This is a genomic window from Staphylococcus sp. GDY8P45P (genome assembly GCF_017892745.1).
In the GTDB taxonomy this organism is placed as follows: domain Bacteria; phylum Bacillota; class Bacilli; order Staphylococcales; family Staphylococcaceae; genus Staphylococcus; species Staphylococcus cohnii.
This window is the reverse complement of the sequence record NZ_JAESLS010000009.1, coordinates 65,865-84,381: the sequence shown is the minus strand read 5'-3', so window position 1 is coordinate 84,381 and position 18,517 is coordinate 65,865. Positions and strand designations below refer to the sequence as shown.

Sequence of the window (18,517 nt, the reverse complement as noted above, 5' to 3'; positions counted from 1 at the left end):
GTTTTTGTAAACGCTTACAAAACTTCTCGCAAATCTTTATTTTTGGTAAAACCTAATAAGCTATTAATATTTTGAGCTGCAGTATACCCAGTTTGAATTGCTGTTTCAGTATAAAACGTGCCTAAATAATCGCCTGCTAAAAACAAACGCCCTTCTGGTTCTATTAATGTTGATTGTATATCAGCACGTCCAGGATACACATACGCTGATCCATATGGAAATTTATTCACCTTAGCTTCTACGACATAATCTCTAAACCCAGGAAGAATCTCTTCTAAATCATTCAGGTATATTTCTAATATTTCGTCTTCAGATTTGTCAATTAATGCTTTACCTCTATTCGCAGGTGAAAATGTCATAAAGCTACTGCCCTGTTCACGATTTTTCTGTTGTGCATGAATGACATTTGAATTGTGTATTAAGATATCGAATGATCTCTTGGGAGTAGCAAATGCGTACACATCATCCCAAATTTGTTTACCTTGTTCATTTGTTAAGAATGATGCACTCACATGTGGGCCATATTTAATTTGGCTAAGTGCATAATCTAGCTTTGCACTTAAATTTTTTGTAATTTTACGTGTGATTGGTGCTGGTGTAGTTATGATGGCATACTTTGCAGTTTCCACAAACTCAGTTCCATTTTGTTGATATTTCACTGTTACAAAGTCTTGATTATGAATGATTTCTTGGACGTGTGCATTGATTTCAACTTTATTTTTTAAATGGTTGGCAATTGTGTTCGTTAATGTCGATGGACCTCCCATTATGTTTTGGGATAAACCGCCTTTTTTATTCCAAATCATATGAAAGTAACCGATGCCTGCACCAGCTGAAATTTGTTCAGGTTCACCTGTTGACCTACTTACTGTAGGCCTAAAAATAGCATCTGCGTCAACTGGTAATTTTCCTGTAAACTCCGAAAATGTTTTATTATTCATAAAATCTAAAATGCGTTGTTGTTGTACACTATAATCTTCAACTTCTTTCTTTTGAGCAACCTTCGCATATTTCATCACTGCAGCTCTTACTTTTGCACCTGCAGTCAACATTGCTAGTCTAGATTTCCATGACATAGGCACTCTAAATGGGTACAATTCTACTCGTCCATCTAACAAAAGTTTTCCATTTAAATGCATAGCAGAAAGTTTTCCAGGCACTGGTAATGACTTAACACCTACAGATTTTAATAAATCATCTGTTGCTGATCCTTCGCCTGCATAAACATGCCCGCCCCAATTCATCCAATAGTTACCACGTCTTTCAGACATCACGCGTCCACCAACACGATTTTCTGATTCTAATAATAGTATATCGTGGTTACTTAATCTCCATGCCGCTGATAATCCTGCCAATCCACCACCGATAATAATGACATCTTTCATATTAGCACCTTCTTATTCTAATTTTCTTGCACTTAGTTATTTATTTCATTCAATAATTGTGTCATTTTCTTTTCAAAAGATTCAGATGCTGGTTGTAACGGCAAGCGGCACGCAGTTCCTGAGATACCTAATGCTTTCAAACCAGCTTTAACTGTTCCAGGTACAGTTTCTTCTTCTAATAAGTTAAATAAAGGTAGTAATTTCTTATTTAATTCAGCTGCTTCTTTTACATTATTTTCTTGAACTAACTCATACAGTTTTGCAATTTTATCCGGAACTAAATTATGTACAAGGCCTATTGCACCATTTGCTCCTATTGATAATGAAGGTAAAAATAGATCTTCAAAACCATTTAACAAAGCAAAATCTGTATTATCTTTCACTAAGTTAAGTAATTTAGATGTATGAATACCGTCTGCAGTATTTTTAATACCGATCACACCTTCAATTTGACTAATTTCATGTATTAATTCAGGTGAAAGTTCAACGCCTGTTGCATCTGGATAATGATAAATAACGATGCCAATGTCAGCATTTTTAGCCACAGCTTTATAATGATCTAATATCCCTTCGTCACTTGTAACCATATAATATGGATTGATGACTAATGCTGAGTCTGCACCAACATGTTCTGCATAATTCGTCAATTCAATTGTATCAAGCGTTCTATGACAACCAGTTCCTGCCATTACTTGGACTCTTTTATTCACTTGGGATGTTACAAATGCTATGATTTTTTTTCGCTCTTCGAAAGTCATCAGTGAGTATTCTCCAGTACTCCCCCCTACTAGCACGCCGTGAATTCCTCCTGCAATTACATGTTCGATTAATTTTTCAAACGATTCAAAATCAATATCTCCATTTTCTAACATTGGTGTTGGTAAAGCTGCTATCATTCCATATGGTTTATACATAATATTATGCTCCTTATCTTTTTTTATTTTAATCTATATTAATCATGACGCTTTTAACTGACGTATAGCTTTCTAATCCATACTCGCCGCCCATTTCTCTACCGATACCAGATTGTTTATAACCACCAAAAGGCATTGTTTCTATTTCAAGACCGACTGTGTTAATCCATACTGTGCCAGCTTCTAACTTTTTGGATATATAATGACCGTGTTTAATATTTTGTGTCCAAACACTTGAAGCTAAACCATACTGACTATCATTAGCTCTATCAATGACTTCATCAATATCATCAAATACAAAGACAGACATGACTGGACCAAATATTTCTTCTCTCGCAATGGTCATATCATCTTCCACATCTGCAAAAATAGTAGGTTCAACATAATACCCCTGTTCATATGCTTGATTACCACCAAATATTAATCTGGCACCTTCTTTTTTTCCTTTCTCTATATAATCTATTACTTTGTCTTGTTGTCTCTTTGAAATCAACGGCCCCATATCATAACTATCATCCATACTTGGACCTAATTTTATTGACGCTGCTTTTTCCTTTAATCCCTCTAAAACAGTTTCATAAATATCTCTATGCACATAAACACGCGTACAAGCGCTACAATTCTGTCCTTGGTTATACATTGTGCCACTAAATGCGCCTTCAATCGCTTCATCTAAGTCAGCATCTTTTAATAAAATAGCTGGAGATTTACCGCCTAATTCTAACGTGACATTTTTTATTTCATCTGCTGCACTTTTCATTACATTCTTACCTACATTTGTAGAACCAGTAAATGCGATTTTATCTATTTTCGAATGATTAACGATTGCCTCACCTGCTGTTTTACCTGGGCCAGGAACAATATTAACTACCCCATCAGGAAAGCCAGCCTGCTTAAATAACTGAGCTGCATATAATAACGATAATGGCGTTTCAGTCGCTGGTTTTATAACAATCGTACAACCCACGGCCAATGCAGCACCTAATTTCCAGGAAGCCATTAATAATGGAAAATTCCAAGGAATAATTTGTCCAACAACACCAATAGGTTCGTGAACCGTGTAACTGACCAAGTCATTTGAAATTTGAGTGGTTTTACCACTAATTTTTGTTGCAAATCCAGCATAATATTCAAATTGTTGAATTGTTCCATCTATATCATCCACTAATGCAACATCATATGGTTTGCCACTATCAATAGATTCAAGTTGAGCCAACTCTTTTCGATGTGCTTTTAACAACTGTGCAAAATCATAAATAATATTACTTCTTGTATGCGCTTCCATTTTTGTCCATTCACCATTATCAAAAGCTGCTCTTGCTGAATCAACTGCATAATCAATATCTACATGATCAGCTTCATGTACATTAGTTATGACCTTTTCAGTAGAAGGATCCAAAACTTCAAATACCTTTCCTTCATTAGCATTACAATAAGAGCCATTAATATAAAGTTGGATATCTTCTTTCAAAAATGATTGCACTTTTGGTTTTAAATCTTCAAATTTATAATTTAGCAATTTTATACCCCCTTGTTTTTATTAAATAGAATATTATCACTTGAATGAACGAATGTAAACCCTTACATTTATAAAAGGAATATTTTTGTTCTTTTTCAGAATTTTTATTTGCTATAAACCTTTGTTATGATATAGATAAAGTTATTTGAATGAACAGAAACGAGGCGCTTGGTTTTTATGAATCAAAATCCAGATTTAAAATCAAAAATTGTAAAAGTTAAAAAAAGTTTACCCAAAAAACAGCAAAAACTCTGTGACTTTATACTTAAACATTTTGAAGACTTAGGGTTAATAACGATTAAAGAATTGTCTCAACAAGCTGAAGTTGGAATTTCTACAGTTATGCGTACCATACACGCTTTAGATTATGAAAATTTCAATGATTTTCGTAAAGATATTTACAATGAAGCCTTGCCAAATGAAACTAAATTCTCTCTTAAAAATGCTTTTGGTGACATCAATCATGAACAAGGTTATGCATTGACTGATGTTTGGGATAAAAGCGTCGATTTATTAAATCAATCGTTAAAACCTGACTTAATAGAAAACTTTGCTACTGCTGTTGAATATATAGAAAATGCAACGAGTGTATGTATCCTTGGTACACGTCCTTATAGGGCGACTGCCTTATATTTTGAGCATTTACTAAACGAATTTTATTTAAATATTCATCAGCTTAGTAATGATACTGATGCTATTTTTGATAAAATTACCAAAATGACTAAAAATGATATATTGATTGTCTTCGCTTTTGAACCCTACACAAATTCAGTGATTCAAGCTGTAAAAGAAACAAAGCGTCAAGGCAACCGTGTTATTTTAATCACAGATTATGACTCTTCACCAGTTTTAGAGTATGCAACTATTACTTTAAAACTTTCTGTTAGAAAGGATCATTTTTCAATCATTCCAATTATTGCGCTGATCGATGCATTAGTGTTGGAACTTGGCAGACGTACTTCAGATAATGCACTATCCAATTTAGAAAAATTAGAAGATGTATTATATCGCAACAATATTACTTATAATGACGAATAGAATCACTGCTATTTTAATCAACTAGTTATTCAACAAAAAAAATCAACACTTTCATCTTATAAAAATGAAAGTGTTGATTTTTTACTTGATTATTTTATTTATACGCCAGAATATGATGAGAAGCCACCATCAACTGGAACTACAATACCTGTGACAAAACCACTCATATCGTGATCCATTAACCAGTATAATGTGCCTAAAATATCTTCAGGTACACCAAAACGATCCATTGGTGTTTGTGAAAGTATTTTTTGAGCACGTTCTGAATATGAACCGTCTTCATTTCTTAGCAATGCCTTATTTTGATTTGTTTCGAAAAATCCTGGTGCAATTGCATTAACACGAATTTGTCCCGCAAAGTAAGTGCTTAACCATTGTGTAAAGTTACTTACTGAAGCTTTTGCACCACTGTACGCTGGAATTTTTGTCAACGGTGTAAATGCGTTCATAGATGAAATATTGATAATTGTTCCTGTTTCAGAAGCAACAACATCTTTGCCGAATACTTGTGATGGTAAAAATGTGCCTGTATAGTTTAATTTAAAAACTTTATCTACACCTTCTTCTGTAAGATCAAAGAACGTTTTGTCGCCTGCTTTGTCGTACATTTCATCATTCGTTGTCGCATCAGGATGATTGCCACCTGCGCCATTGATAAGTATCGTAATTGCGCCAAACTTATCATTGAATGTTTGTTTCGCTTGCTCTAAAGCTGATTTATCTAACACATCTGCTACTAACCCTACCGTTTGCGCTCTATCTATATCAATTTCATCTTGCAATTCCACAATTTTGTCTTCGGAACGACCTAGTATTCCCACATTCGCGCCTTTCTCTACAAGTGCTTTGACAAAAGTAGAACCAATGACACCTGTCGCACCTGTAATAACGACATTAACATCTTTAAATTGTGTTGCCATTATTTACTCACTCCTTCTATTAAGCCATTAATATAAGTTGCACCTAAAGCTCTATCGAACAAGCCATAACCAGCTTTACCTGTTTCTCCCCAAATCATACGTCCATGGTCGGGTCTGATGGTACCTTTGTAATCAATGTCTCTCAGCGCTTCAGTAACGGCTTTCATATCTACTGAACCATGTTTAGATAAATGGCCTGTTTCTATAAATGAATATTCACCAATACGTTTAACATTTCTCATGTGTACAAAATGAATGTGATCACCAAATGTTCGAATCATGCTCGGTAAATCATTTTCTGCTAATGCGCCTAATGAACCAGTACAGAAACAAATGCCATTATGTGTATCATTGCTAATGGATAATAAACGTTCGTAACTTTCTTTATTTTTAATGATACGTGGTATACCAAATATCGACCAAGGTGGATCGTCCGGATGTATAGCCAGATCCACATCATGTTCGATAGCAGTTGGTAATACAGCATCTAAGAAGTATTTTAAGTTATCCCATAGTTGATCATCAGATGTTTCACGGTAAGATGTAATCAGTTGATTCATCTCTTCACGTGTGTAACTTTCATCCCAACCTGGTAGATTTAAATTCGTCGTTAGTGGATCAATATCTTTAATTTGATCATGGTTATAGATCAGTGTATTGGAACCATCTGATAAATCATAATCTAATTGCGAACGTGTCCAATCAAATACCGGCATAAAGTTATAAGTTACCGTTTTAACACCATTTTCAGCGAGATTAATCAGTGAAGTTTTATAGTTTTCAATGAGTTGATCTCGTTTATCTGTACCAAGCTTTATTTCCTCACTGACAGGTAAACTTTCTACAACTTCAAATTTCAAACCCGCATCTTCAATTGACTGTTTTAATGCTGCAATTCTTTCTTTAGTCCAAACTTCTCCAACAGGAATGTCATAAATAGCTGTAACAATTTGTTTCATATCTGGAATTTGTCTAATATTATTTAATGTTACTGGGTCATCTTCTCCATACCAACGAAATGATAATTCCATGGTTATACCTCCTCAACGCCTTCTATTTTGAATAATTTCACTGCATTGTTATAACAAATATCTTTCACTATTTTAGTGATGGTTTCTTCTGATAATTGAATCTCACCTTTTTCAATTCTATCTCCTAAGAAATTACATAATATTCTTCTAAAGTACTCATGACGTGTATACGAAATCATGCTACGTGAATCAGTAAGCATACCTACAAATTTAGATAATAAACCGACATTAGCATACTCTACTAAGTGTTGCTCCATACCTTCTTTTGTATCATTAAACCACCATGCAGCACCGAGTTGGACTTTGTGATTACTATTAGTAAAATTCCCTGCAGTTGCTTGTACCATTAAATGGTCATTACCATTATTTGGATAAATAATCGTATCTGATAACGCATGATTTTGTTCTAGATGATCTAGTAAGACATTTAATTTTTTAGCACTTAGCTGTTCGCCTACACTATCAAAGCCACTATCTGGTCCTGTAATTTTAAACATGCTTGAGTTATTATTTCTTGTTGGTCCAAGGTGGAATTGTACAACCCAACCTAATTCTTCATAAACCTTACTAATTTCAGTTAATATATAACCTGCTAATTCATATTGTTCAGTTTCTGTTACTTGTTCACCACGTTTTAGCGCATTATAAATTTCAGTTGCTTTTTCAACAGTTGCTGTTACTAACGGTGTCTTTTCAAAGCTTTGATCTGAACTACGTGCACCTTGTCTATCAAAATAATGTACACGCGCTTTTAACGCATCAATGTAAGTATTTAAATCTTGAACGTCACAATCCGTCGCTTGATTTAATTGGTCGATTTTTGTATGGATAGACTCATTATTTAAGAAAACATAACTATCTGGTCTAAACGTTGGGATGACTTTAAATGTAACGTTGCTATCTTCATTTAATAACTTATGATATTTCAAGTCATCACATGGATCATCCGTCGTACATACCACTTTAACATTACTTTGCTTAATTAAATTTTGTGGTGTGTGTGAAGGTTTTGCTAACTTTTTATTTAGTGATTTATATAATTTACTGATATTCACTTTATCTAAATCTGTATCTTCATTAAAATAGCGTTTTAATTCTAATGCACACCAATGATACATTGGATTCACAATAGCAAACGGTAACATATGCATAAATGCTTGGAATTTATCAAAATCATCAACACTGCCTGTAATAAAAGCTTCCTCAATGCCATAAGCTCTCATTAAACGCCATTTATAATGATCTCCACCTAACCATAATTGTGTAATATTGTCATAATTTTTATTTTCGTAAATTTCTTTTGGGTCTAAATGACAATGGAAATCATAAATTGGTAAATCTTTAACCTTTTGGTATAGCTTTACTGCTGTTTTACTATTTAATAAAAAATTATCATTAATTAAAGTCATATAATTGCTCCTTTTCTATAATCCTAGTAATTTCGGAAGGAATAGTGATAATTGTGGAATAAAAGTAATGATTAGCATTAAAATAATTAATGCCACAAAATATGGAATTAAATATTTAAATACTGATTCAACACGCACACCGCCTACACTTGCTCCCACAAACAACGCACTACCAACTGGTGGTGTGATATTACCAATACATAAGTTAAACGCGATAATGATACCAAAATGAATTGGATCAAGGCCTAATACTTCTGAAATCGGTAAAAAGATAGGTGTGAATATAAGTACTGCTGGTGTAATATCCATAAAAGTACCAATGACTAATAAAATAACGTTGATTAATAATAACAATGCAATTGGGTTGTCAGTCATTGAGATAATGCCATTGGATATCGCTTCCGGTAAACCGGTATAACTCATCACAAGTGAAAATAATGCCGAAGCGGTGATTAAGAATAAAATCATTCCGCTAATTTCAGCTGTTTCTTTGATAACGTTGGATAATTGTTTGATTTTTAAACTTTTATAAATCAACGAAAGTACTACAGAATATAAAACCGCGACTGCTGCACCTTCTGTTGCTGTAAAGATACCTCCGACAATACCGCCGATAACCACTACAATTAAAAACAAACTTGGTAATGCATCCAATGTTAAGAATAATCTATCTTTCCAACTTATTTTCTCTGATACTTTATAACCTTGTTTTTTCGCCATTACATAAGCAACGATCATACACGCAATACCCCATAAAATTCCTGGAATATAACCCGCGATAAATAGCGCTGCAATGGATGTCCCGCCGCTGACTAATGAATAAACAATCAATAGTGAACTCGGTGGGATAAGTAAACCTGAAGGTGCTGATGCGATATTTGCTGCTGCTGAGTATTCTTTTTTATAACCTTGTGTTTTTTCCATAGGTCCCATAATACGACCCATGGCAGCTGCTGCAGCTACACTAGAACCAGAAATAGAACCAAAAAGCATATTACCAACAATATTTGTATGAGCTAATGATCCTGGTAATCTGCCAACGAGCACCTTCGCAAAGTTAACTAATCTAAATGCAATACCGCCGTTGTTCATGATGATACCCGCTAGCACAAATAACGGAATCGCTAACATCGTAAAATCATCAATGCCGGTTACCATACGCTGCGCTGCAGTTACGATAGTGACATCAAATGGTAAAATCAATAACAGCGTAATAATAGAACTTAAAATAATCGCTAATGCAATAGGTAAGCCAATGATAAGAAAAATGAAGAAAGTGATAAATAATACTAATCCTGCAATCGTTGTCATAAGCCATCACCACCTTCAAGCTCATCACGCTCTTGAACTGCAGTCATTTCCTCTGTATTTAATAAATTATAAAATGCATAGAATATAATAAATACTCCTGAAACAGGCAATGCGCCATACATCGCGGCCATTGATAAACCTGTTGACGGTGCGATTTGAGACCAAGTCAATTTCACAACTTCAAAACCGCCCCAAATCATGAGCACGAATGCCACGATAATTAATATAATGTCCGAAATCTTTTCCAAGTATAGCTGTACTTTTTCAGGTAATTTTTCTCTGATAAATACAATGGCAATATGCTGTTTAATCCCAAAGACATAACTAGCACTCAATAGCCCAAACCATATCAACAAGAATCTAACAATTTCTTCACTCGTCGTACTTGGTGTGTTAAAAATAAAGCGTGTTGCGACTTGATAAATCGATAAGATAACCATTACAAAAAGCGTAATACCAGCTAGCGTTAACAACAATTTATCAATGATTTGTTTTGCTTTTTTCATAGCGCTGTTCCTCCTTCTCGATTAGTTTATAATCCTCTTTCGTATCAGGATTATTTTTAAATTCATCTTGAAGAGGTTTAGAAGTCGCTTTAAATGTAGACTTGTCTACATCATGAAACTTCACGCCCATTTTTTCTGTCGCTGTTTTTTTAGCATCGCTCACTGCTTTATCCCAAATAACTTCATGTTTTTTTGTGGAATAATCCGCAGCATCTTCTAACCATTTTTGTTGTTGTTTCGTCAAGCTGTCATAGGTTTCTTTGTTCATAATTAAAATATCGGGCACGGTTGCATGTTCTGTGTAGTAATAATTTTTAGCAACTTCACCATGGTTATTCGTTGTTAAAGAAGTTTCATTATTTTCTGCTGCATCAATAACACCTGATTGCATTGCAGTGTACACTTCACCATAATCCATCGGTGTTGGCGTACCACCTAACGATTTAATTAAATCTACGCTTGTTTTTCCTGGTTGAACACGAATCTTCAAGCCTTTCAAATCTTTGTTGTCTTTAATCTTCTTATCTTTCGTGTAGATATTACGCATACCAGCATCATAGTAAGTAATACCTAAAAATCCTTGGTCGTCTGTCGATTTAAAGAAAGCATCTTGTACGTTTTTACGTTTCATTACGTGTCGATAATTATCTTCTGACTCAAATAAATATGGCATATTAAATAATGAATACGTTGGCGAAAAACTTTCCAGTGCGCCAGCCGAAACTTTAGTCATTTGAATTGCATTCGTTTGTGTCATTTCTATCGCTTCACGCTCACTACCGAGTTGACCATTCGGATAAATATTCACCTTTATTTGACCATGTGATTCTTTTTCTAATCTATCTTTAAAAATTTTTAATGATTTATGAACAGGATGTTCTGTTGGCTGATTATGCGCTAACATGATTTCTTTGGTCTTTGTTTTAGCAATCGTCTCCTCATTTGTAAGCATCATCGATACCATCCCCATCGCAAAGAATGCGCTTACAAGAAGGAGTATAAATTTCCTCATAAAGATTAATCCCCTTGTATTGCAGTTTTTATCGCTTCAGTTCTCCAAAATGCGTTGATAAATTAAAAACATCACTTTCTTGTACACTTAGTGCATCTTCATTTGTTGTATGTTGTAGAACAGAACATTTTGTTGCAAAATCTACTGTATCTTCTGGTTGCCATTCTTTATTCAGTCCATGTAATACCCCCGCCATAAATGCATCACCAGCACCAATTCTGTTTAAAACGGTGTAAGTATATGCTTGGCCTTCAATATATTTTTCTTTTGTCAGCATAATACCTTGTAATGTACTTTGTTCTATATTTCTATTACTTGATGCCATCAATTCGATGTCGTATTTGGATTGAATTGTTTTTGCACATGTCTGAATGTCATCTTCTAAATCGTTCGTTTCAAGTAGATGTGTAGCATCTTTTTTTCCAAAAAATAGAACATCGACAAATGGTAAAATAGACTTGATTATTGGTACTGCTGTTTCTTTTGACCATAAATTACTTCTAAAATTAATATCGAACACTATCTTAACGCCTTGTTGCTTTAGTTTCTTTAATACATCGACAATTTGATGACGAATCATTTTATTTACAGCTAACGTAATACCTGTAAATACAAAGAAATCACCGCTTTGAGCATTGATTCCTTCCATTACATCTTCACCATGATTAGCAAACGTTGAATGTTCACGATCATAAATGACTTTGCCACTACGAAATCCGAAACTTTCTTCCATATAATATGTGCCAATTCTGCCGTTATTATATTTCACTGAAGCAGTACCTACACGTGTTTGAAACATTTTTTGTAATGCTAAATGACCAAGCGCGTGATTAGGTAATACCGTCAACATTTCAGTCTCGTGTCCAAATTGTGCTAGTGTCACAAGTGCGTTTAATTCTGCACCACCAACATTAACTTTAAACATATTGGCATCTTTCAACTGTTCATAATTTGGTGGTGTGTAACGTAATAATACTTCACCAAAACCATAGACCGTCATTGTTATACCTCGCTTTTTATTTCTGAAATATATCTTTCTAAAGCATCTTTTCCTTCTTGTTGATAAATTTTTGTGATTTCGCTTCCAATGCCAACTGCAAAACTACCAGCATCTAACCATTCTTTATGGTTTGCTTTACCAACACCACCTGTAGGCACAATTTCAATTTGTGGTAATGGCCCTTTGAAATCTTTAATTGACTTAGGTGTGAATTGTGTCGCTGGGAATAGTTTAAGGACTTTGCAACCATAACGTAATGACTCAACCATTTCTTTAACTGTCATACAGCCTGGAATATATGGCACATCATATAAGTTAGCAATTTTCGCTGTTTCTTTATCAAAGGATGGGCTAACGATAAATTTTGCACCATTTAAAATGGCAGTACGTGCAGAAATGCTATCTAATACTGTTCCTGCTCCAATCAATGCGTCCTCCCTTTTTGATAGTTCAGCTATAATTTCTATAGCGTTCGGCGTAGTTAAAGTTACCTCAATCGTATGAAGGTCCTTGTCAATAATGGTATGTGCAATATCTAAAAATGATTTTGCATCTTCTGTGCGCATGACAGCAATGTGTTTACCTTGTTGAATCTCTTTCATTGTATTCATTGAATCCATGTCTTCAACCCCTCAAATATGATATCAATTACAATACCTTTAAAAATAACAACGTTGTTATTTTTGTACAAAAAAATATTGTAATGCTTATCTCTATGGTATAATTAATTTGCATTTAAATCAATCAATTTCAAGGAGAAATTTTATGGCTGTAACTTTAAAAGATGTTGCTGAAGCCTGTGGTGTCAGCTATTCCACAGTTAGTAAAGCACTTAAAAATTCTCATCTCGTAAAACCAAAAACAAAAAATATGATTCAACAAAAAGCTCTAGAAATGAATTATATACCTAATCACTCCGCTAGAGCACTTGTCTCAAAGAAAAGCGGCACAATAGGATTAATCTGGCCTTCTGTAGATCGTGTAGCCGTGACACATCTTATTTCAGAAATCAATCATGCCATTAAAGATTTAGGTTATGTCATGTTTGTGTCTATCGACGATGTCGCTGCCGCTTCAAAAAAATTTGTTGAATTCGGCTGTGATGGTATCGTCATTTTTGATGAAGGTGATGCAACAAACTTATCTCCAGAAATTTATAATAACGTTCCTGTCGTTGCCTATGGTGTCAATCGTGATATTCCTTATCCGATCATAAATGTAAATCATTCAGAAGCGATGATTATGGCAATTAAAGCATTGGTTGATCAGGGCATAGACCATATTGATTATATTGGTGATATACATACAAACGATACACGACAAATCGCTAAAAAAGAGGCGATTGCTCAATATTGTAACGAACACAAAATAGATTATCGTATCATTGATTCTACAAGTTTGAATGCAATTGAAACAGAATCTTCCGTCAAACAATTTTTACAAGCACATGCACTTGCACCAGGGGTTATCTGTGGTAGCTATGATATTACAGTCGGCACCATTAATGCACTTGGACCACAAGATCACCCTACCCTATATTCATATGACAATATACCACAAATTAAAAAATTAGATTACCCTGTCAACGCGATTGGCGTGCCAACCGCTGAAATTGCTCAAACAATTGTAGCTACTTTAGACAAAGTTATTAAAAATGAAGTCACAGCGCCCGCATATCATCTTCATCCTAAAATTCAAAAAAACATTTAAAATAAACATGCCCAAACCTATTTCTAAGGCTTGGGCATGTTTATATGTTTGTTTGATGTTTGACAAGAGGTTCGTTTATATTAACTGTACTGATTTAGAAGGTAAGCTTAGTTTTTTAATATCATTGCTCAATAATATAATAATGAATAAGAATAGGGTGTCCTTATTTTAGTGAATGAATGGGGAGAGTTATTATATTAGTTAAATTCTAGATAAATTTGTTATGAGCTTTAAATTATGAAACGCATATATAGTTAATATTTTGGCGCTAGGGATTATCATAAATGTTTTAACTTTTACTCTTCTATTAATAATCAGTACTTACTACCTCTATATCTCTATTATATTACGCACTGAAATATGATTAAAATACATAGTTGGAATATATAATATTCTGTTATGGAATACATATTTCACAACCATGAACACCTTGTTAACCACTATTACTGTGTATCTTTTAAAAATTTAATCCATTCGTGTGTTACATAATTCATATAGCTATCTTTTTTCCAAATAACTCCCAAATTCCACGATACATCTGCGCCAGAAATTTCTATACCTATGAGGTCATCATTTAAAATATCTACGATACTTTCTGGTAATATACTCACACCGATACCATCTCGAATCATATTTTCAATAAATGTAATTTGAGACATTTTTGCAACTGTTTTTGGATGAAAGCCAACTTTTCTACAACTTTCAATAATTTGATCTTTTAAATAATAATCATCATGAAACATAATAAAACGCTCATTTTTTAAATCGCCTAGATAGACCGATGCTTGTTTAGCAAGCATCGCATCTCTGTTTACAACTAACAATAATTTCTCATTATATAATGGAATGGCATGGTAAATATCATTATCTACAGGCAACGTAGTAATACCCACGTCTATTTCATCATTATTCAAATAAGACTCTACAGCTTTCCCGCCACCTTCAATCACTTCGTAAGTTACTTTTGGATATTTACTATGAAAGTGATTTAAACTTTCTGTAAAAAGTCTCACATTCATAATCGCAGATATACCTACTCTAATATGACCTTTTTCTAAATTTGTTACATCTCCCATTTCTAATGATAAATCATCTAGAACCGCTAATGCTTCCACACATTTATCATAAAAAATCTGACCGATATCTGTTAAAATAATATGCTTTTTTCGTCTATCAAATAAAGTAATATTAAATTCGTCTTCAATACTTTTAATATTTTTACTTATTGTAGATTGCGCAATATATAAATGCTCGGATGCTTGTGTCATCCCACCATTTTTTACGACTTCTACAAAATATTTCATTTGCTTTATTTCCATGTTAAACCCCTCTGTACCAATCTATATTTCATTTGACTGAATCTATTTCAATGACTTAATAGCTTTTTCCGCTGCTGTTTGAATCACTTTATCATCAGGTTTCGCATCTTTATCTGTTTTTTTCGTGTAAATAGCAAGAATAATTGGCTTACTTTGGTTTTCTGGATAAACAAAAGCTAAATCATTTCGACTACCATATGTTAATCCCTGGCCACTCTTATCACCTACAACATCATCTTTTGACGCACCTGCTTTAATTAATGTATCTCCAGTTTCATTATGGATCATTGTATGTTTTAGTAGCTCAAGGTTGGGTCTACTCATGTTCTCACTCGCTAAAAGATGGTTCAACGTTGTTGCAGCCATTTTAGGTGTGGTTGTATCGGCTGTACTTTGCGGATCATATAAATTTAAGTCTGGTTCAAGTCTTTGCGGGTTTGAGATATTGTCTCCGCGTTGTTTTAGTGCTTGTTGAAATCCTTTAATACCACCTATTTCTTCGATAATTTTATTATTTGCTGTATTATCACTTTGCAACATAGAAGCTTTAATTAACGCTCTTAAGGTCATTTGCTTGCCGACATATTTTTCAGTAACAGGTGAATAAGCGACAATGTCATCTTTTGAAATAGTTATTTTTTTATTTAGTTCTGATGTTGGCGTATTTTGTAATAATATGCCACTTGAAATTGCTTTATATGTAGATGCAAATGCAAATCGTTCATCTGATCTGTGCTGTATCACTTTACCATTAGAGGTATTGATGCCATAGACCCCTACAATTGTATCATTATCTTGTTCAATGTGGTTAAAACTTTTTGCCGCAGCGACGTTCCCTGTGACTGCTAACAAAATAAGACCAACCAAAACACTTAAATATAATTTTTTCATATTTTTCCCCCTATTCATATGTGAACGAAACGCTCTATACTTACGTTTAACTATAATCATAAATATAACAAAACACAATTATCTTTATTAAACATACGCATTAAATTATAGATATAATTCAAATTGACGGTATATCTTCAATAACAATAATCAGCAAAAATGCTGATACATTTGCTAAATGAAAACTATTTTTTAATGGCTATACAACAAGATAAGCTGAGACATTTAAAATGCCCCAGCCTAGAGTACACTTTCATTTAAATTAAATGTTACTACAATCAAAAACATACCATTTCAAAGCTTCTCTTAGTTGTATCCTATTTTTATAAACATCATTCTAATTACTGACCAATTGTTATTTCTACCAAATTATCATTTTGATCAAAGAATGCAGTATAAAAACCATTATTTGTCGCGTATTTTACATAAGTGCCATCTCCATTGCCTAATTTTCCATCTTCTATGATTTCATTTGAAGCATGTGCTTTCTTAAACGTTGCTTTAGATACAGAATCAGGTTTCGTGAAGAAAGTGAGTTGTACTACTTCATTGTCACTGTTAAATTCTACGCTTGTATCATAAACTTTCTTAGAATGATCAAATTCTTTTTTGGCATCAGTGTCAACTTTATAACCATCGATCGTGACATTATCATATTTCAAAGCGCGTACGAAGTTATAATCTTGTGTAAATGACGGGTCATATGTTGTATAACCTTCGTAATTATACCAAGGTGTTGTTTGTGCTTGAGAACGAACACCATTTTCACTATTTGCACCGCTTGCGCCACCTTCACCGTGTCCCCATTTTTGGACTTGTTCTGCTGCTTGCGCTGTTGGACTACTCGTTGAGATATATGCTGCTGAAGAACCAACGACCAGTGTAGATACTACGACAGTTGCTGAAATTAACTTTCCGACTTTACGCATAATAAATCACTCCTTATTTGTAGTCTCCTATATTCAAAGTGTAATTATTCACTTTCATCATACACCTCTCTATTTTATTTGCAAGTAAATTTACACTTTCTTTACAAAATAATGGAAATTATATATGAAAATGCTTTATTGATATACCAATAAGATCATTCAAAAAGTTGTGATAATACCTATCAGAAAACGATTTGAGCCAAAAGTTTATGCGATTTAACATAAATTGATATAGTAAGCGTAATAAATAATTTAAAAGGGATGGTTTATCATGATTTATATTTTACAAGTTGATTTTCCAATCGATGGCCCTTTTGGCCAAGAAATGTCCACACAATTCGCTGATTTAGCGAAATCTATAAATGAGGAACCAGGTTTTTTATGGAAGATATGGACAGAAAATGCTGATGAAAAAGAAGCGGGTGGCATTTATGCATTTGATAGCTACGAAAATGCCGAAAACTATTTAAATATGCATAGTGAACGCCTTAAATCCATGGGTGTACCCAATGTAAATGCTAAAATATTTGCTACGAATGACACACTTACTAAAATCACACATGGAAGATTAACATAGCCGAACTTGAACGATAAAATACAACTAGCCTTTCAAATCCACACAAAAGAAGTGCGTTTTGAAAGGCTTTTTTAGGCGTTAATGAAGCGAATAAAATGAATACTTTAAAAATGATGACTTCTCAGGTGATTACTAGTTCAGTTGAGACATTTCATTGATAAAATCTTGATACGTTATTTTATTTTTAGATAACCTAGCAACAAGCATATATATTTGTTCATTTTTTGTGAATTCACTTTTATATAAATCTTTTTCAATTTCGCTCTCATTCTCTAAACGATTTACGACGTTCTTTGCGCTTGAAAATGCTTCATAATATCTAATTCCAAACAATCGTTGAGAGAAACCATCTATATGAATGCCATCTGGATTTGCTGTTAAGCCTTCTGCTGTAACAAAGTAGCAATGATGCTCTTTCTGCGCTATATTTTTTATTATTTTATTAATTTCTTGATACTCTGTAGCACTAGCGCCAAATCCTTCTTTTCCTAAAAACGTTCCTAACAATCCAATGACAAAGGGAAGTTTAGGTAATTCCAGTTCTGTCCTAAAAAATTGAATTAAATGTGATAGTTTTGCTTCATATGTTTGATATTTATTATTTTGACTATCACTTTCACCTTGATGCCATAAAACACCTATCAATTCAGAAGTTTCCATGGCAAATCTAGCTTCACTTAAAGCATGCCGTGTCAACATGCTTTTATCCGACCATTCTTCAATGGAAGTACCCCCATCAGCACATGGAATTAATCCAATTGTTTCATCTGGATGATCATCTAGCCATCGCTTTGCAAACGATGCTGCTGGTCCAATACCTGCTACAGAACGATCACTATGTATCGGTTCTTCCATCATTTGCCATCTACCATTTCTAAGCATAAAAATACGTTCATCAATGATTGGCTTTACACCATCTAAAAAACCTCGTCCTGCCATATTTGATTGACCAATAAGTAAAATTGATTTCATAAACCGATTCCTTTCACTATTTAAGGTTTTAAATGATTATTTTAAATATATGTAATCATATCATTCTTTATTAA

At 33.7% G+C, this 18,517-nt stretch carries 18 protein-coding genes; 3 read left to right on the top strand and 15 right to left on the bottom strand.

Annotated features, from left to right (window positions below; translation table 11 throughout):
• Positions 1 to 14: 14 nt before the first annotated feature.
• The 3 genes from KA873_RS10230 to KA873_RS10220 are packed head-to-tail and all read right to left on the bottom strand — an operon-like array spanning position 15 to position 3,818.
• Complete coding sequence (locus KA873_RS10230) at positions 15 to 1,385, bottom strand: flavin monoamine oxidase family protein (RefSeq protein ID WP_192959449.1); 1,371 nt, start codon at positions 1,383 to 1,385, stop codon at positions 15 to 17.
• Between the two features lie 32 nt (positions 1,386 to 1,417).
• A complete protein-coding gene (gene dapA / locus KA873_RS10225; RefSeq protein WP_107385829.1) occupies positions 1,418 to 2,299 on the bottom strand; it encodes a 4-hydroxy-tetrahydrodipicolinate synthase in 882 nt (293 codons plus the stop codon).
• Positions 2,300 to 2,327: 28 nt separating this feature from the next.
• The gene (locus tag KA873_RS10220; RefSeq protein WP_210140303.1) at positions 2,328 to 3,818 is read right to left on the bottom strand and encodes an aldehyde dehydrogenase family protein; all 1,491 of its coding nucleotides are present in this window, start codon (positions 3,816 to 3,818) and stop codon (positions 2,328 to 2,330) included.
• Between the two features lie 177 nt (positions 3,819 to 3,995).
• Here KA873_RS10220 and KA873_RS10215 point away from each other — a divergent pair, with 177 nt between their 5' ends.
• Positions 3,996 to 4,856, top strand: coding sequence for a MurR/RpiR family transcriptional regulator (locus KA873_RS10215; RefSeq protein WP_107504790.1), 861 nt, complete (start codon positions 3,996 to 3,998; stop codon positions 4,854 to 4,856).
• 98 nt (positions 4,857 to 4,954) lie between these two features.
• On the opposite strand, the gene KA873_RS10210 is transcribed toward KA873_RS10215, so the two are convergent.
• From KA873_RS10210 to eda, 8 genes are read right to left on the bottom strand one after another with little or no spacing between them, the layout of a single operon-like run.
• The gene (locus tag KA873_RS10210; RefSeq protein WP_210140302.1) at positions 4,955 to 5,776 is read right to left on the bottom strand and encodes an SDR family oxidoreductase; all 822 of its coding nucleotides are present in this window, start codon (positions 5,774 to 5,776) and stop codon (positions 4,955 to 4,957) included.
• A complete protein-coding gene (locus KA873_RS10205) occupies positions 5,776 to 6,807 on the bottom strand; it encodes a mannonate dehydratase (protein WP_119535617.1) in 1,032 nt (343 codons plus the stop codon). The genes KA873_RS10210 and KA873_RS10205 overlap by 1 nt, the downstream gene beginning before the upstream one ends.
• A gap of 2 nt (positions 6,808 to 6,809) precedes the next feature.
• Positions 6,810 to 8,216 carry a glucuronate isomerase gene (gene uxaC, locus KA873_RS10200; RefSeq protein WP_154409574.1) on the bottom strand — a complete coding sequence of 469 codons (1,407 nt, stop codon included), beginning with the start codon at positions 8,214 to 8,216 and terminating at the stop codon, positions 6,810 to 6,812.
• A gap of 15 nt (positions 8,217 to 8,231) precedes the next feature.
• On the bottom strand, positions 8,232 to 9,527 hold the full coding sequence (locus KA873_RS10195; RefSeq protein ID WP_107384037.1) for a TRAP transporter large permease: 1,296 nt from the start codon (positions 9,525 to 9,527) through the stop codon (positions 8,232 to 8,234).
• On the bottom strand, positions 9,524 to 10,033 hold the full coding sequence (locus KA873_RS10190; RefSeq protein ID WP_210140301.1) for a TRAP transporter small permease: 510 nt from the start codon (positions 10,031 to 10,033) through the stop codon (positions 9,524 to 9,526). Before KA873_RS10190 ends, KA873_RS10195 begins: the two co-directional genes overlap by 4 nt.
• A complete protein-coding gene (locus KA873_RS10185; protein WP_210140300.1) occupies positions 10,008 to 11,045 on the bottom strand; it encodes a TRAP transporter substrate-binding protein in 1,038 nt (345 codons plus the stop codon). The genes KA873_RS10190 and KA873_RS10185 overlap by 26 nt, the downstream gene beginning before the upstream one ends.
• 28 nt (positions 11,046 to 11,073) lie before the next feature.
• Positions 11,074 to 12,045, bottom strand: coding sequence for a sugar kinase (locus KA873_RS10180; protein WP_119535619.1), 972 nt, complete (start codon positions 12,043 to 12,045; stop codon positions 11,074 to 11,076).
• A gap of 2 nt (positions 12,046 to 12,047) precedes the next feature.
• Positions 12,048 to 12,665 carry a bifunctional 4-hydroxy-2-oxoglutarate aldolase/2-dehydro-3-deoxy-phosphogluconate aldolase gene (gene eda / locus KA873_RS10175; protein ID WP_210140299.1) on the bottom strand — a complete coding sequence of 206 codons (618 nt, stop codon included), beginning with the start codon at positions 12,663 to 12,665 and terminating at the stop codon, positions 12,048 to 12,050.
• A 145-nt stretch (positions 12,666 to 12,810) separates the two neighbouring features.
• On the opposite strand from eda, the gene KA873_RS10170 reads away from it, so the two are divergent.
• Complete coding sequence (locus KA873_RS10170; RefSeq protein ID WP_107385839.1) at positions 12,811 to 13,755, top strand: LacI family DNA-binding transcriptional regulator; 945 nt, start codon at positions 12,811 to 12,813, stop codon at positions 13,753 to 13,755.
• A 443-nt stretch (positions 13,756 to 14,198) separates the two neighbouring features.
• On the opposite strand, the gene cidR is transcribed toward KA873_RS10170, so the two are convergent.
• The 3 genes from cidR to isaB all read right to left on the bottom strand — a co-directional run bounded on the left by cidR (position 14,199) and on the right by isaB (position 16,894).
• Positions 14,199 to 15,074: a cidABC operon transcriptional activator CidR gene (gene cidR / locus KA873_RS10165; protein WP_107385840.1), complete on the bottom strand. Its 876-nt coding sequence runs from the start codon at positions 15,072 to 15,074 to the stop codon at positions 14,199 to 14,201.
• A 42-nt stretch (positions 15,075 to 15,116) separates the two neighbouring features.
• Positions 15,117 to 15,965, bottom strand: coding sequence for a class A beta-lactamase (gene bla, locus KA873_RS10160; RefSeq protein WP_210140298.1), 849 nt, complete (start codon positions 15,963 to 15,965; stop codon positions 15,117 to 15,119).
• 341 nt (positions 15,966 to 16,306) lie between these two features.
• Complete coding sequence (gene isaB, locus KA873_RS10155; protein WP_107385842.1) at positions 16,307 to 16,894, bottom strand: immunodominant staphylococcal antigen IsaB family protein; 588 nt, start codon at positions 16,892 to 16,894, stop codon at positions 16,307 to 16,309.
• A 271-nt stretch (positions 16,895 to 17,165) separates the two neighbouring features.
• Between isaB and KA873_RS10150 the strand changes: the two genes are divergently transcribed.
• Entirely contained in the window at positions 17,166 to 17,471 is a 306-nt protein-coding gene (locus tag KA873_RS10150; RefSeq protein WP_154409580.1) for a monooxygenase, read from the top strand.
• A 132-nt stretch (positions 17,472 to 17,603) separates the two neighbouring features.
• Here the strand turns inward: KA873_RS10150 and KA873_RS10145 are convergent, their stop codons facing one another.
• Complete coding sequence (locus tag KA873_RS10145; protein WP_107524079.1) at positions 17,604 to 18,443, bottom strand: sialate O-acetylesterase; 840 nt, start codon at positions 18,441 to 18,443, stop codon at positions 17,604 to 17,606.
• Between the last annotated feature and the right edge of the window lie 74 nt (positions 18,444 to 18,517).